This is a genomic window from Brasilonema bromeliae SPC951, assembly GCF_012912135.1.
Classification (GTDB): domain Bacteria; phylum Cyanobacteriota; class Cyanobacteriia; order Cyanobacteriales; family Nostocaceae; genus Brasilonema; species Brasilonema bromeliae.
In genome coordinates, this window is record NZ_QMEB01000014.1 from 16,716 (window position 1) to 31,227 (window position 14,512).

Below are 14,512 nucleotides of genomic sequence, written 5' to 3' on the forward strand. Positions count from 1 at the left end.
TAACGAAATAACCCTTGAATTCATCTTTTCGGGATAGCCGGAATTTTGAATTCTTTGCAAAAGAAAAGTCCAACTTATTTATTTTTGGAGTTGTCGTGGGACTTCGTAGTAAAGTCATCAAGGGTGGAGCCTTGATGGTCATACGCCAAGCTTTGGGTATCTTACTCAGTTTAATTGGCGTATTATTCATCACTAAAGTTATTGGACCGAGGGAGTATGGACTTTATGGAATGAGTTATGGAATTGTAAGTTTTCTTGGTGGTTTGGGTATATGGGGCTTGGATGTTTATTTACTACGTAAAACCTCTAACCCAGATAAACAAGATTATGACCAAGTCTTTACTCTGTTGCTATGTATTAGCAGTGTTTTTACACTCACTCTTGTATTAGGGCAACACATTATTGCCGAGATGCTGAAAGTTCCAGAATCAGCACCACTCTTGGCAACTTTAGGTTTAACATTACCTATTTCGCTGTTAAATCTGCCTTTGACAATCAAACTGGATCGAGACTTAAATTTTCAGCGTGTTGCTTATATCGAGTTAATTAGCCAAGTTAGCTATTATGTAGCAGCTTTACCCTTGGCAAATCGAGGGGCTGGTGCTTGGGCACCTGTTGGTGGTTTGTGGCTGCAGCAAATCACTATGGTTTTACTAACTGTCTTTAGTACTGATCTGCGCCCACGCTTATGCTGGAAGCCCAGTTTAATACGGGAGATGTTGGTGTATGGTTTGAGTTACTCAAGTTCAACTTGGATTTGGCAGTTGCGATCGCTCGTCAATCCAGTTATTGTAGGACGTTTTGCTGGGGTTGAAGCTGTTGGTTTTATCGCTTTAGCGATTCGCTTAGCAGAAATGCTTGCTTTTGCGAAGTCCGTCACCTGGCGTTTGGCTATGGCGGCGCTTGCTAAATTGGAGAATGATCCATTTCGCCTACGCAAGAGTATTGAAGAGGGAATGCGTCTACAAGCACTAGCTGTTGGTTTGCCAATGGCTGCGTTTGCAATAGTAGCGCCTGTTGTATTACCAGTCGTTTTTGGCAAAGATTGGACTCCACTGCTGCAAGTCTTTCCGTTGATTTCAATTGGCTATATTTCTAATTCTATCTTCAACTTACATTCGTCAGTCCTCTATCTCTTGGGTAAAAATCTTTCGGTCACTTGGTTTCATACAGCACACATAGCACTTTTTGCCGGAAGTGCCTTTTTACTTGTACCGTACTTAGGGATGGTTGGTTATGGCTGGGCAGAAATAGCTGCAATAGCCAGTTATATAGTCATTCATATATATATAGCAAAAGAAATAGGTAGTCCAAATTACACAGTAGCTTTTGGCTGGTTGATTATATCAATTGCTGTTCTGATTTTGAGTACAGTGAATGAAACAGTCCGTTACCTATCTTTTGTGTTGCTGCTGCTTCCGCTTATCTCAACTAAAGAGAGAAACAGCTTGATTGGCTATTTTCAAATACTGAGATCTTAAAGGCTGTTTGTAAAGTGAATTGATGTGAACGTTGAATGAATATGGGAATTATTGAACCTTTCAAAGATGGGTTTTTAGAAATTATCCCAGAAGGTGAGGGCAGTGATTACTGGCATATTGCTGCAATCCATATTAATGGAGAAGTTTTTTGTCCTAGTCCCCGTATTTATCCTTCAATAAATGTTGCTATTGCCAAAGCACGGCGAATTTTTGATTGGATATACAATCATGAAATAGAAACTCAAGGCTTGGGATGCTATTGCGAGGAGTTAAAGATAACCTTGTGGCGTCAACCCAAGTTGCATCCTAGTTGACTATTGTCCACCACATTTTAAAGGTTATGTCTGATTTAGAAGAAACGCCGCCATACACCAGAAATCCATTAAGTAAATTTTGCCATCGCGCGCCAGATAATGAGTCTTCACTTAAACAAATAGTTTTCCATGACTTTTCCCAATCTTTCAACCCACCTATGTTTGGACACTGTTGGCGAATCTACTACATATTTGTAAATAAAAGTATTACGTAGGTCAAAACCTCCAATCTGTCGTTGCGGCTTTTTATTTTTAACACTTTTATCTATGCTTTTGTAACACTTTCGCCAACAGTGTCTTCACTAGTATTATCTCAGAGGATGTTTGGAAAGTGTCGTCTTGTACCAAAAATTATCAATGATCCCCCTAAATCCTTTTTAAGGGGGGCTAGGGATCCCCTCTGGGGTTGGGGGGCAAAGGGGGGATCAAGTAAAATATTTGATACTTCTCAAACATTCTCTCAATTCTAGTTCTTTAACCCAAGGTATTGCTGCCAAAATATAGTAGATGTCATCTCCTTTGAAGCACTTTTCCATTCTCTACTTACGGATGACCATTCAATACTACTTTTAGCAGCAACTTTAAACCACCTAGTCAAAAGCTTAATACCAGCTAATTTATCTATTTCCTTTTGGTTATTATAGCTTTGACTAAGCTTTAAAATGTTAAAATGCAACTTTTCTGGCTCAGACTTTTTGATAAAATCTGGACCTTTTATATAGTCTTCAAAAGATTTTATAAGCATTGTTACATAATCATAATCACATTTTGATAAAGACTGAATTATTGCTTTTGTAAAATGCTTTACTGTATCCATATACCCTATCGGATAATGGATGGCATAAGTTATTAAATCATTGCGAGCATAATAATAAGTTTCCCAATTTAAATTCTTTGCAGAAGCAGGTTGATGCCACACAGCTAGAGAGGGAAAAGCTACTATTTTGTTACCCAACTCTTTAATTCTTAAACAAAACTCTATATCATCTATCTTTAGAAATAAAGGCAGCGGTAATTTAATTTTTTCAACAACGTCTTTAGAAAAAGAGAAAAACCAAAATCCCCCATAATCTATATCTTCTTCCACCAGTAACCTGTTGAGAGAACTGGAACTTCGTAAATCAATATTATGATTTGCGGCGGTTAATGACCCAGGTGCAAATCCTCTAGTTTTAGAATCTTCGTTGTACGTTGCTCCTGCTTCATACAACATATGCTTTTTCTGTAAATTTAGCAGTCCGCCAGCTACTGCAAAATCAGTCTTGGCGTACTCATGCAAAGAAAACAACCTATAAATACATTCACTTTCTAACTCTATATCATCATCCATAAGCAAAAAATGAGAGTAGGTGTTCTCCTCTAAAGCTTCAACTAACCCTCTAGTAAAACCACCACTTCCACCCGCATTTATATTGGGAACCAGTTTCAGCTTTGGCTTTGTGAAATCAGCTTTGTCTAAAGTTCTACCATTATCAACAACAAATAATTTTAAGTCCTTAGTTTCTAGCAATTTATCTTGAAAAATTGCAGCTAAAGTATTTTTTATATAATCCTCTTTTTTGAAGGTGCAAATGATGATTCCCAATGATACGTCTCTAGTTTTATTTTCATCAGTTGCTATCCATGCCTCTTTAAATGCACCTTGTTCGCTAGAACAGGTTATTTCAAAATATATTCTGCCAGCGTTTTCATTTTGAAGGAGATTTATTGGTAAAACTTTGACGGGTTCTGAAAATTGACATTTCTCAAAGTTTTCTTGAGAAATAATCTCTTTGTTATTTTCCCCATTAACTTCTCGGTAAATAGAAACTTTAAAATCGCCTTCAAGTTTCAGCAAATAGTAGATAGAGCTAAGAGTTGTATATTTAGTATAAAATTTTTCGTAAAATGAATTAAAGTAAGAATTTGAGGATATAATACCCCCCTGACGTAACACAACTTTTTTGTCATCTTCCTGGTAGTTTATAGATGCAGCTTCATTACACTGTATGTATAAATCAGAAACGTCAGCTGATTTGGGGAGCTTTATTCCACCTACTATATACATATAATGTCTACCTATTCTCTTAGTAAACTAACTTCTTTGATTGACTGATGTTAAACAGCCTGACCGCTTAGAGCTGATTTCTAAAGTGAATCTTAAATCCTTCGGGTGCGTTAACGAGAGTACGGCACCATTTTCCGGTGGTGCGTTACGGCGCAAAAGTTCAGTAATTGGTAAAAACTCCCACAAAGCAAGCGCTATCACGCACCCTACAGAAACTGATATTAAACAGTCTTACCTTAAGAATGTATTCTAAATACCTTCTAGTGCTACCTCCTTGAGGCATAACTGCTATCATCAGATTTTTTTAAGTCGTGGATAAAGGGATTGATATCGCATCCAAGCCTCTTCTAGGGCTGAATCAACTGATTGGGGAGTTGCAGCAAGCGTTGGTGTGGCTGCCAGTTTGAGCGTGTCATTTGTATCTGCGTATACACCAATTCCGATACCCGCCAATAGAGCAGCACCCCGCGCGGAAGCAGCAGCAACTGTAGTTGCATAGAGGGGTATTCTCAATACATCAGTCAGTAATTGTTTCCAAGGCATTTCTTGTGTTCCACCGCCTGCTAAACGCAGTTCTGTTGCTTTAAAACCTGTCGCCTCAAGTGCCTCAAAACCTTGTCGCAAGGCAAAAGCAACTCCTTCTAAAGCCGCCCGCATCAAATGCGCCTGTGTGTGATGAAGTCCAAGCCCCACCCATGCGCCGCGTACATGAGGGTCAAGGTGTGGAGTTCGCTCACCTGTGAGGTATGGCAAAAATGTCAACCCTTCACATCCTGGGGGAACAGAAAACGCTTTAGTATAGACTTGCTGCCAACTCAAGCCGAGGATACCTCGCACCCACTCAAGCGCTAGCCCCGCATTTTGCATTGCTGCCAGGGTGTACCACCCCTTAGGTACGGCGGATCGATAGAGATGTGTACGACCATGAGGATCGATAATTGGTTGGGAGCGAGGTGTAATGATTTGAGCGCCTGTGCCTATGGTTAGTTGAACTAATCCAGGCTCTAGTAGTCCGTTACCAAGTGCCGCCGCTGCCGTATCCGCAGCACCAGCGATAACTCTTAAGCCAACTCTTAAGCCAAGATGCTCTGAAGCAACAGCCGTTAAGTAACCTGCGATCGCACTAGAGGGGATAATTTTTGCTAACCAATCATAACGTAGATTCAGCGCTGTTATTGCTTCGCTTGCCCAGTTGTCCGACACAACATCGTAAAGCAAAGTACCACTAGCGTCAGATGGTTCTGTTGCGACTTCTCCAGTCAGCCGTAACCGTAGCCAATCTTTTGGCTGGAGTGCCCAACGTGCTTGGGCGTAGACAGTAGCCTCGTGTTCTCGTAGCCACAACAAAGTTGGACCCGCCATTCCAGCCGTAATCGGGTTGCCCAAGCGCTCTAGAATAGCGGCATCGAGCGAATGATAAGCGTTAAGTGTGGCACTAGAGCGAGTATCTGCCCAAAGGATAGCAGGACGCAGGGGCTGACCCGACTCCGAAGCTAGGACAACACCATGCATCTGTCCTGAAAGTGCGATCGCTTGTACCCGATCAGCGTGATTTCCCACTGCCTTCCTTACTGCCATAGCAACAGCTAACCACCAATCCCCTGGCTCAGACTCAGCCCATCCGGGGTGCGGTGCATGAACAGGATAGGAGCTTGATGCCTCACCTATAGCGGTTCCGTCTGTCGCTAGGAGCAATGCCTTAGCAGAGCCTGTTCCTAAATCTATGCCAAGCAGCATTAGGCTAGTCCTCAATACTTGAAAGTTAAGAATAGAAACTTAAAGAACTGTCATTTCTCAGATTCTACATATTCAGATCTCCCTAAATCCCCCTTTTTAAGGCAGGGCTGTTTCATTCCACAAGGAGGAGGAGTTTGTCAATATCATTTGCAATCAATCGTTGGGCAGAAGTGATGGAAGAATAACCATTTCGACGTAATACATTTAAGGCGATCGCTAAAATAATTGAACGGTTTGCAGGAGCATTGCCTTTACGTATCATCGAACGGTCTTCACCAAAAACCACATCTTTAACCCAATGAAGGCGATTCTCAATTCCCCAATGTCCGCGAATACCACGAGCAAAATCAACTGCTGAACGTAAAAAACTACTGATGTAGTAAGCAACCTGATGGTATGGTTTCCCCCCACGAGTGCCAGTTCTTTCAACCTTAATTAACGACTTCAACCCAGCCCATTCACGACTAATGCCAGTTAAGTCATTAAACACTTGTATAATGCGTGTCGTAACTCGGTTTCGAGTTCGTTCAGTGGCAATGTAGCGACTCGTTGGTTTGGTATTTTCCGTATTGTGTCGAATTTGACGATGTAAATTTTTTTGATTTGCTTTGACTGCAATCACGTATTCATTACCACTGTCGATCATTAGCTTGCAAGTTTTTTTTGGCAATGTAAAGCTGATATTCGCTGAAAACAACACCTTGGATATCCAATGCCGCAATCAAGTTTTGAACCGTACTAATCTCGCTACTACCCTTATTCTCTAATTTGTCCATGCTGAAAACGAGTCCTCTTCTTCCAGCAAACACAGACACAATACTTACAAAATTTTGATACTCGCTTTTATAGTCTTGCACTGTTCCTTTGATACTTTTACGAGGGTCTAACACGAAATTTTTGGTCAGCCCTCATACTACGAATACTCGTCTTGGAACACAGATCAACAAAAACAGGGCTGACCAAAAATTAGGGGACAATGCGTCACCATCAATTCCACACCACTCCCATGTTTCTAAATGAACGTAGTTTTGTGCCCACTGATTAAAGGTTGCAGCAAGTGTGTCAAAATCGACTCCCATCAATATTCGTCGTATTGTTGAGTATGATGGAACACCATGTTTCTGGATTCCAAATGTTGAAATCAATACACAACGATGCCGTTTGACAAAGTCTCCCCATGCACGATAACCAACATACAAAGCGAGTTGTTCCCATAATTACAAACAGCAACACCAGCCATAAAGGATGTCTCTGCCCGTCTTTTGTGCGAAAGTCCTTAACCTGCCGCAATTGTTCAATTAGATTTGCACCCATTACTTTCACCCCCTCGACACTTGTAATTTTACGTCTTTTAGGGAATGAAACAGCCCTGCTTTTTAAGGGGGACTTTGGCTGAATTCTCCCCCCTTCTTAAGACTGGATCTCATACGAGGAGCTGGGGGGGATCTCCAGGGCGCGAAAACACGCCCTAGCCCCCTAAATCCCCCAATTCTGGGAGACTTTCGCTTGAGGCATTGAGCCTTTGAACTCTGCATACAACGCAAATAGAGGCTCTTAAAGCTTATCCTATATAGATTTCAGCCCTGCGCCCGATGAAAAGGCGCAGCGTCCGTGGTATTAAGAACGGTAGAAGCCCTGCTTGCCGATAATACGATAGATGCCCGAATTGCGGGAAACAAGAACGTGTCTTTTTACCATAAGAAAAAAACGCCCGCGTCGAACGCTTTAACCGATCTGATTCGCGCCGTACTTCGTATGAACGCAACGGTGCAAAAATCAGGAACACGCCTAATGCGGGGTACGGGAATAACCAATGCTCGGTGGCAAATGCTGAGTGAGTTATTCGCACTTGAAAAGCGCGTCACGGTAAGCGAATTGGCGCGGCATATGGGCTTAACACGGCAAGCCGTACAACGACTCGCTGACGACATGGCAAGCGACGGTCTGGTTGAGTTCGCCGAAAATCCTGGCGACGCCCGAGCGATGCACTTGCTTCTCACGGAAGCCGGCAGGACAACGTATCACGATGCGTTGGAGCGCGAATGGCAGTGGACAAATGCGATCGCCGAAGACTTTGACGCGGAACAAATCACTCGTGCCGTGGCACTTCTGGAAGCCATTACGCAGAAGATGCAAACCGATGATTGACAATATGTTGTCAATTAGGTAACATTCATATTGACAACGTGTTGTCAATAGCTCTCGTGAGAAAGCCACCAACCTGATGCCACACCCAACCGCCGCCGAACAGTTCGACCCGCATAACCCGCGATTTACCGCCGATCGATTTACGCTCCTCGCGCAGATGCGCTCCGAGGCTCCCGTGACATTCCTGCCTGCACTTCAGGTTTACGCTGTGACGCGCTGGCAGGAAGTGCACGACGTTTTGGGTGATGCCGTGACATTCGCGTCATCCGAGGCGTTTAGCGCGGGAGTTCATCTCGCGCCCGAAGCCAGTGCCATCTATTCACTCACGTCACCGCTGTTCGCCTACAACCTGATCAACGTGGATAAGCCGCTCCACACCCGCTTACGCGACCCGCTCATGGCGGCGTTCACCCCCAAGCGGATTCAGTCGCTCGCCCCGACGGTGATAGCGGATGTCGAAGATCTGCTCGATGCGATCGCGGCATCGGGCGGTGAAACTGACCTGCTCCTTACCTTGTGCAAGCCGCTTGCGCTACGAACGATCTGCCGACTACTGGGTGTTCCGCTTGCGGACGCCGAGAAGTTGAGCGGCTGGTCGGATGCCCTTGTCGCGTTCCAGACACCCGGCTTACCCATCGAGGTGCAAGTCGGCGCAGCACACGGTTTGCGGGCGTTGGAAAACTACATCCGCGAAATGGTCGCTCTTAAAGCCGCGATGCCGGACGACGGTTTGATTTCCGCGTTGGTCGCCAGTCGCGCCGCCGCTTTAAACGATTTGTCAGAGGATGAGTTAGTCGCGGATATTGCGATCGTTTTCTTTGCCGGACACGAAACCACCATCAATACGATCGCCAATGCGTTCCACTCGCTTTTGAATCGGCGTGAGTACTGGGAAGCCATCGCATCGGGAACCGTGGACGCCGAAAATCTAACCGATGAACTCTTGCGCCACGACACATCGGTGATGGGATTATACCGACGTACCACCGTGGATACCGTTATCGGCGGCGTGACCGTGCCGCAGGGCGCGACGCTTTGGGTGTCGTATGCTGCGGCGAACCGCGATCCTGGCTTGTTCGACGCGCCGGAAACGCTCCAGTGTCCGCGTGGGAACGCCCGCCAGCATTTGACGTTCGGCTACGGTGCTCACTATTGCGTCGGGCCGTTACTCGCCCGTCTGCAAATCCGGGAAGCGGTCACCCGCGTTGCAAAGCGTTTTCCAGAGATGCGTCTTGTACCGGGTGCTTTTGTGCCGGAAATCCCTCATCATGGTCTTCGCGCTCCGATTACGCTTCCGGTACTACTGAAATAAAAAGAAATCATGCGCTTTGAAACACTCGGCGCAAGGGTGAGCGAGCCGTCGAGTGGTCGCACAAGGGCGTAGACGTGCGTCAGCGAGACTTCAACGACACCGCCACGATCACACCCGACCATGTCCTCACGTAGGCGAGAAAAGCACTCTTTCGGTATCTGAGAAGATAACGACGCCGACGATTCTAACGAACTACAAGCAAAATTAAGGAAAAGAGAGCGACCATGATTTTGGTAACAGGAGCTACCGGACAGTTAGGGACAGCAGTAGTCAAAAATCTACTGGAAAAGACATCCGCTAACCGAATTGCCGCATTTGTGCGTGACAAAAGCAAAGCATCTGCCTTAAAGGAAAAAGGTGTAGACATACGGGTAGGGAGTTACGATGATACTGCCTCGCTCGACAAGGCAATGCATGGAATCGAAAAGGTCTTACTTATAGCCGGAACGGATGAGGACAACCGCATAAAGCAACACCAAAATGTAGTGGATGCCGCAAAAAAGGCAGGGGTTCAATGTGTCGCTTACACCAGTCGAACGTTGAAAGACAGAAACACTTTGGCAAACAAGTTGATGGAGGGTCATTTTCAGACAGAAGATTACATCAAAGCGAGTGGGTTGAACTATGCTCTATTTCGCAATGTCTTGTATATGGACACCATTGGGCAGTTCGTAGGGGAAAGAGTTTTTGATACGGGTATCAACTTACCGACCGGTCAGGGAAGAGTCCCCTTTGCCCTGAGAAGCGAAATGGGAGAAGCCATTGCGAATGCACTGTTAGAGAGCGGTTGCGGGAACCGAATCTACAAACTCACAGCAAGTGAGTCCTATTCCTTTGATGATGTCGCAGCTACCCTTTCCGACTTAACAGGCAAAGAGGTAGATTATACACCTACTGAGAAATCAGCATTTGAGGCGCAAATGAAAGAACGCGGCGTACCGGAAGCGATGGTTCAGAGGGTCGTGGGTTTTCTAACGGACATTAAAAACGGGCAGGAAGAAGAAGTAAGCCCCGACATGGAAAACCTGCTTGGGCGAAAGCCTGCATCGCTTAAAGAGGGGTTGAAAGTTCTTTTCAATTTATAGGGAGACTGACGTTGCACCAGAAGACCCGACAACTTTTGCCAAGGAATTTGTTGCTACTTTTTAAAGCAGATCCCCGCGCAAAATCTAGCCGACCGATCGCTGTTCGATGAAACCCGTCTCCCTTAGCACGGGTATGGCGAGTTATCAGTGCCGTCAGTTCTCTACACTGATTGGTAATCTGTTCGTTGGCGGAGTCTTTGCTGGGAACGAGAATTGTCATCCTAATTTCTCGACTAATTTAATCATCTTCTGACAGCTATTGTAGAGCATCTTTATCCAGTTGCAGAACCTTAATTTGGAGGATTAGGCAATAAATAGCGAGGTTTGTGTATTTAAAACTCTTGCTCTTATTCATAAGATGCATACATCAACCCAAAACACTCAAAGGATCGGGTAATGACTAATCACAGCCCAAAAATTGCACTAATAACTGGATCGAGCCGAGGACTGGGCAAAAGTACTGCCTTGAACCTTGCTAAAAAAGGGGTCGATGTTATTGTGACCTACCATAGCAATGCTGAGGAAGCTACAAAAGTCGTGGTCCAAATCGAATCGATCGGGGCAAAAGCCGTAGCATTGCAACTAGATACTGGAAATACCAAAACCTTCGATAGTTTTGTAGAACAAGTTAAACAGTCACTCCAAGACAAATGGCACACTGATCGTTTTGATTTCCTGGTTAATAATGCAGGGACTGGCATAAATGCCTCCATTGCTGAAACGACAGAGGAAGAATTTGACCACTTGATGAATATTCATCTCAAAGGTGTTTTCTTCCTCACCCAGAAACTGCTCCTGCTGATAAATGATGGCGGACGAATTGTAAATGTTTCTACTGGTTTGACACGGATTATCTTCCCTGGCTATGCCGCTTATGCAAGTATGAAAGGCGCAATCGAGACCCTAACTCTCTACATGGCAAAGGAGTTAGGATCGAGACGGATTGCGGTAAATGTGGTGGCTCCAGGGGCGATTGAAACCGATTTTCGTGGCGGTGCAGTACGCGATAATCCAGAAATGAATAAATATGTTGCATCACAAACTGCCCTGGGTCGCGTTGGTCTTCCCGATGATATTGGCGGCGCGATCGCATCACTACTATCTAAAGACAATCAATGGGTAAATGCCCAGCGTATTGAAGTCTCCGGCGGTCAGTCGCTCTAATTCAAATCAATCCAAATAGAAAGAAAATTATGAGTAGGCAATTTTTAACTCTAATCATTGCAGAAATAGTTTTTATGTGTTCTTTTCAAGCACAAGAAGCAGTTTCTCAACCTTTGGAAACTCAAATACGCCAAGAACGAGGTGAAAGAGTTTTAAATAGTTTGACAGGCGGAAATGGTCTGCCACCGCATTTTCAACAACTGCAAAAGGATTTTCCAGAGCTTGCTGATTTAACTCTTAAATACTCCCTTGGCGATATCTGGGGTCGGGAGGTACTGGACAACAAAACCCGTCAACTGGTCTCTCTTGCTGGATTTGCTGCCCAAGGCACGATGCCGCAATTCAAAGTTCATGCTCAGTATGCTCTCAATTATGGCGTGACTCCACAAGAACTGATGGAAGTCATTTATATCACCACGGTGACATCTGGATATCCCCGCGCTCTAATTGCGGCAGGAACTCTCAAAGAGCTATTCCAAGAAAATAAGATCAAATTTCCAATAACATCACAAAAATAGGAGGTTTCAATGTTAAACATTAAAGATAAGGTAGTTCTTATTACTGGAGCCAGTAGCGGCATCGGTGAAGCTGCCGCTCGGTTTTTAGCCGCCAAAGGAGCCAAGGTCGTCTTGGGCGCTCGACGCACCGAAAACTTAAAGAGTATTGCAGGTGAGATTCAAGCTGCTGGAGGAGAGGTTCGCTTTACTTCTTTAGACGTGACGCAAAAGGAACAACTAGAGAGCTTTATCCAGTTTTCACAATCGCAATTCGGGCGCGTAGACGTGCTGGTGAGCAATGCGGGTTTGATGCCGCTTTCCCTCATTGAACAGTTGAAGGTCGAAGAATGGGACAGAATGATCGATGTGAACCTCAAAGGAGTGCTATACGGGATTGCGGCTGCGTTACCAATTTTTCAAGCCCAAAACTCTGGTCATTTTGTCAATATTACATCGATCGCCGATCGATGGGTCGGACCTACTGCCACAATTTATTGTGCTACTAAGCACGCTGTGCGGGTGATCTCGGAAGGACTCAGGCAGGAAGTTGGTAGCAACATCCGAGTGACCGTCATTGCCCCAGGCGCGACTGAATCAGAACTGCTCAATACAATTTCCGACCCAGAAATAAAGAAGGCCGCAATCGAACAATTCCGCATCGATCTACTCCCCACCGAAGCGATTGCCCGTGCGATTGCCTACGCTGTAGAGCAGCCCGCTGACGTAGACGTGAACGAAATTGTGGTGCGACCATCCGCACAGAAATACTGACTTTTGCGCCCAAAGATTTTCAGATCGGGGTGAATTGTTGCATCGCTGTATGTCTCGATCTAAAACATTTTCAAATGAATAAAACAGAGGAAAAAATGAAAGCGATCGTAATTAACGCATACGGCAATGAGGACGTTTTGAATTACGTCGATGTTGAACGTCCAGCACCGAAAGCAGACGAAGTTCTGGTGAAAGTTCACGCCGCAGGGGTCAATCCGGCGGAGTGGAAAGTCCGCGATGGGATGGGCGAAGCGTTCGGCTTAAAACTTCCGCTGATTCTGGGCGGCGACATCGCCGGAATTGTCGAAGAAGTAGGCGAGGCGGTTGAAAGTTTTAAGAAAGGCGATGCGGTTTATGGGTTGACTGCGTCCGGCGGCTTCTCCGGTGGCTATGCCGAATACGCGGTCGCCAAAACGGATACAATCGTGCCCAAACCAGACAGCCTCAGTTTTGAAGAGGCGGCGGCGATTCCAATTGCCGCGTTGACTGCGTGGCAAGCGATGTTCGATTTGGCTCACTTGAGCAGCGGGCAAAGAATCTTGATAACCGGCGCGTCGGGCGGAGTCGGCTCGATGGCTGTTCAGCTTGCCAAAGCGAAAGGCGCGATCGTTATCGGCACGGCTTCGGGCAGAAACGAACAGTTCGTCCGCGATTTGGGCGCAGATGAATTCGTCGATTACACACAGCAACCGTTTGAAGAAGTCGTCAAAGACGTGGATGTAGTTTTCGATACGGTCGGCGGCGACACCCAGGAGCGAGCCTTTCAAACTCTGAAAAAGGGCGGCTTTCTGGTAACATCGGCGCAGACTCCGTCCGAAGAAAAAGCAAAAGAATTCGGCACAGAAGCCGCGTTTGTCTTTTGTAAGCCGAACGCGGGGCAATTAACCGAAATCAACCGGCTGATTGAAGAAGGCAAATTAAAAATACACATCGAAACGGTTCTGCCGCTCACAGAAGTGAAAAAGGCACATCAACTTTCCCAAAGCGGGCGCACACGCGGCAAGATTGTTTTGCAAGTTGGAGCATAATCAGGACTGACGCAGGACACACTGCAATGCGCCTTCTGCGTCAGTCCTGTTGTAGAAAAATTTTCCCTCAAGCGAGAAACTCGACGACTTTTACCATGAACAACCAAGAACAGCCAGTATTTTTCGGCAAAGAGCAAGCTGCGGGTTATGACCAGCGATGGACAAAATTGGCTCCGATTCGTGACGCGCTTCATCTGCTCCTTCGCATCAGGCTTTCAGAACTTCCCGACGACGCTCAAGTTCTCTGTGTGGGCGTGGGAACCGGCGCGGAACTGCTTTATCTGGCTCAAGCGTTTCCCCAGTGGTCGTTTACCTTAGTGGAACCTTCCAAACCAATGCTTGACATTTGCCGCCAGAGAGCCGAAGAGGATGGTATTACATCGCGTTGCACTTTTCACGAAGGTTATCTCGATTCTCTGCCCCTTTCATTGCCTTTCAACGCGGCCACCTGCCTTTTGGTATCGCAATTCATTATGCAACCAGAAGAAAGGTGCGCCTTTTTTGGTCAAATATCCAACCAGCTTCGCCCCGGTGGATATTTGGTGAGCGCAGATTTGGCCTCTGGCACATCTGCTTCAGCTTACGAGAATCTTTTTGAAGTTTGGCTCCAGATGCAGCGATTTAATGGAATACCAGAAGAGGCAATCGAAAAGATGCGCCTTGTTTACGGACGAAATGTCGCCGTTTCAACACCACGAGAAATCGAAGAACTTATCGCATCAAGCGGCTTCGATGCACCTGTGCTATTTTTTCAAGCCTTCCTCATTCATGCTTGGTATGCCAGACGAACAACCTAAATTAAGAGTTGCCAACCACAGCCTAACAAGGCGCTGCACCCAACTGCCTACAGTTTCGCTACGACGTTGATTTCGTTATTTTCGATAAAAAAAAGCATCTCCGATTTATCGAAAAATACAGCGAATGGATT

15 protein-coding genes are annotated in these 14,512 nt (G+C 45.6%); 10 read left to right on the forward strand and 5 right to left on the reverse strand.

From position 1 onward, the window contains the following. The first annotated feature begins 14 nt into the window (after window positions 1–14). Both DP116_RS03295 and DP116_RS03300 read left to right on the forward strand, forming a co-directional pair. Window positions 15–1,481, forward strand: coding sequence for an oligosaccharide flippase family protein (locus DP116_RS03295; RefSeq protein WP_169153812.1), 1,467 nt, complete (start codon window positions 15–17; stop codon window positions 1,479–1,481). A gap of 35 nt (window positions 1,482–1,516) precedes the next feature. Further along, window positions 1,517–1,795, forward strand: a complete 279-nt coding sequence (locus DP116_RS03300; RefSeq protein ID WP_169153813.1) for a hypothetical protein — start codon at window positions 1,517–1,519, stop codon at window positions 1,793–1,795. 466 nt (window positions 1,796–2,261) lie between these two features. Here DP116_RS03300 and DP116_RS03305 read toward each other — a convergent pair whose 3' ends face one another. The 4 genes from DP116_RS03305 to DP116_RS03320 form a co-directional block, all read right to left on the reverse strand. After that, entirely contained in the window at window positions 2,262–3,842 is a 1,581-nt protein-coding gene (locus tag DP116_RS03305) for a glycosyltransferase (RefSeq protein ID WP_169153814.1), read from the reverse strand. A 294-nt stretch (window positions 3,843–4,136) separates the two neighbouring features. Next, the gene (gene xylB, locus DP116_RS03310) at window positions 4,137–5,579 is read right to left on the reverse strand and encodes a xylulokinase (RefSeq protein ID WP_169153815.1); all 1,443 of its coding nucleotides are present in this window, start codon (window positions 5,577–5,579) and stop codon (window positions 4,137–4,139) included. Window positions 5,580–5,691: 112 nt separating this feature from the next. Further along, a complete protein-coding gene (locus DP116_RS03315) occupies window positions 5,692–6,225 on the reverse strand; it encodes an ISAs1 family transposase (RefSeq protein WP_169153816.1) in 534 nt (177 codons plus the stop codon). Beyond that, window positions 6,209–6,469, reverse strand: a complete 261-nt coding sequence (locus tag DP116_RS03320; RefSeq protein WP_169153817.1) for a hypothetical protein — start codon at window positions 6,467–6,469, stop codon at window positions 6,209–6,211. The genes DP116_RS03315 and DP116_RS03320 overlap by 17 nt, the downstream gene beginning before the upstream one ends. A 721-nt stretch (window positions 6,470–7,190) precedes the next feature. Here DP116_RS03320 and DP116_RS28970 point away from each other — a divergent pair. From DP116_RS28970 to DP116_RS03340, 3 genes are all read left to right on the forward strand, one after another. Then, entirely contained in the window at window positions 7,191–7,727 is a 537-nt protein-coding gene (locus tag DP116_RS28970; protein ID WP_169153819.1) for a MarR family transcriptional regulator, read from the forward strand. A gap of 76 nt (window positions 7,728–7,803) precedes the next feature. Beyond that, the gene (locus tag DP116_RS03335; protein WP_169153820.1) at window positions 7,804–9,039 is read left to right on the forward strand and encodes a cytochrome P450; all 1,236 of its coding nucleotides are present in this window, start codon (window positions 7,804–7,806) and stop codon (window positions 9,037–9,039) included. Between the two features lie 224 nt (window positions 9,040–9,263). After that, a complete protein-coding gene (locus DP116_RS03340; RefSeq protein WP_169153821.1) occupies window positions 9,264–10,124 on the forward strand; it encodes an SDR family oxidoreductase in 861 nt (286 codons plus the stop codon). Here the strand turns inward: DP116_RS03340 and DP116_RS03345 are convergent. Continuing rightward, complete coding sequence (locus DP116_RS03345) at window positions 10,114–10,344, reverse strand: hypothetical protein (RefSeq protein WP_169153822.1); 231 nt, start codon at window positions 10,342–10,344, stop codon at window positions 10,114–10,116. The genes DP116_RS03340 and DP116_RS03345 overlap by 11 nt on opposite strands. 176 nt (window positions 10,345–10,520) lie before the next feature. Between DP116_RS03345 and DP116_RS03350 the strand changes: the two genes are divergently transcribed. The 5 genes from DP116_RS03350 (at window position 10,521) to DP116_RS03370 (ending at window position 14,381) form a co-directional block, all read left to right on the forward strand. Continuing rightward, window positions 10,521–11,288, forward strand: a complete 768-nt coding sequence (locus DP116_RS03350; RefSeq protein WP_169153823.1) for an SDR family oxidoreductase — start codon at window positions 10,521–10,523, stop codon at window positions 11,286–11,288. A gap of 29 nt (window positions 11,289–11,317) precedes the next feature. Beyond that, window positions 11,318–11,806, forward strand: a complete 489-nt coding sequence (locus DP116_RS03355; protein ID WP_169153824.1) for a carboxymuconolactone decarboxylase family protein — start codon at window positions 11,318–11,320, stop codon at window positions 11,804–11,806. A 9-nt stretch (window positions 11,807–11,815) separates the two neighbouring features. Next, on the forward strand, window positions 11,816–12,556 hold the full coding sequence (locus DP116_RS03360; protein ID WP_169153825.1) for an SDR family oxidoreductase: 741 nt from the start codon (window positions 11,816–11,818) through the stop codon (window positions 12,554–12,556). A 74-nt stretch (window positions 12,557–12,630) separates the two neighbouring features. Continuing rightward, window positions 12,631–13,584 carry an NADP-dependent oxidoreductase gene (locus DP116_RS03365; protein ID WP_211173052.1) on the forward strand — a complete coding sequence of 318 codons (954 nt, stop codon included), beginning with the start codon at window positions 12,631–12,633 and terminating at the stop codon, window positions 13,582–13,584. 26 nt (window positions 13,585–13,610) lie between these two features. Then, a complete protein-coding gene (locus DP116_RS03370; RefSeq protein WP_246275459.1) occupies window positions 13,611–14,381 on the forward strand; it encodes a class I SAM-dependent methyltransferase in 771 nt (256 codons plus the stop codon). Window positions 14,382–14,512 lie beyond the last annotated feature (131 nt).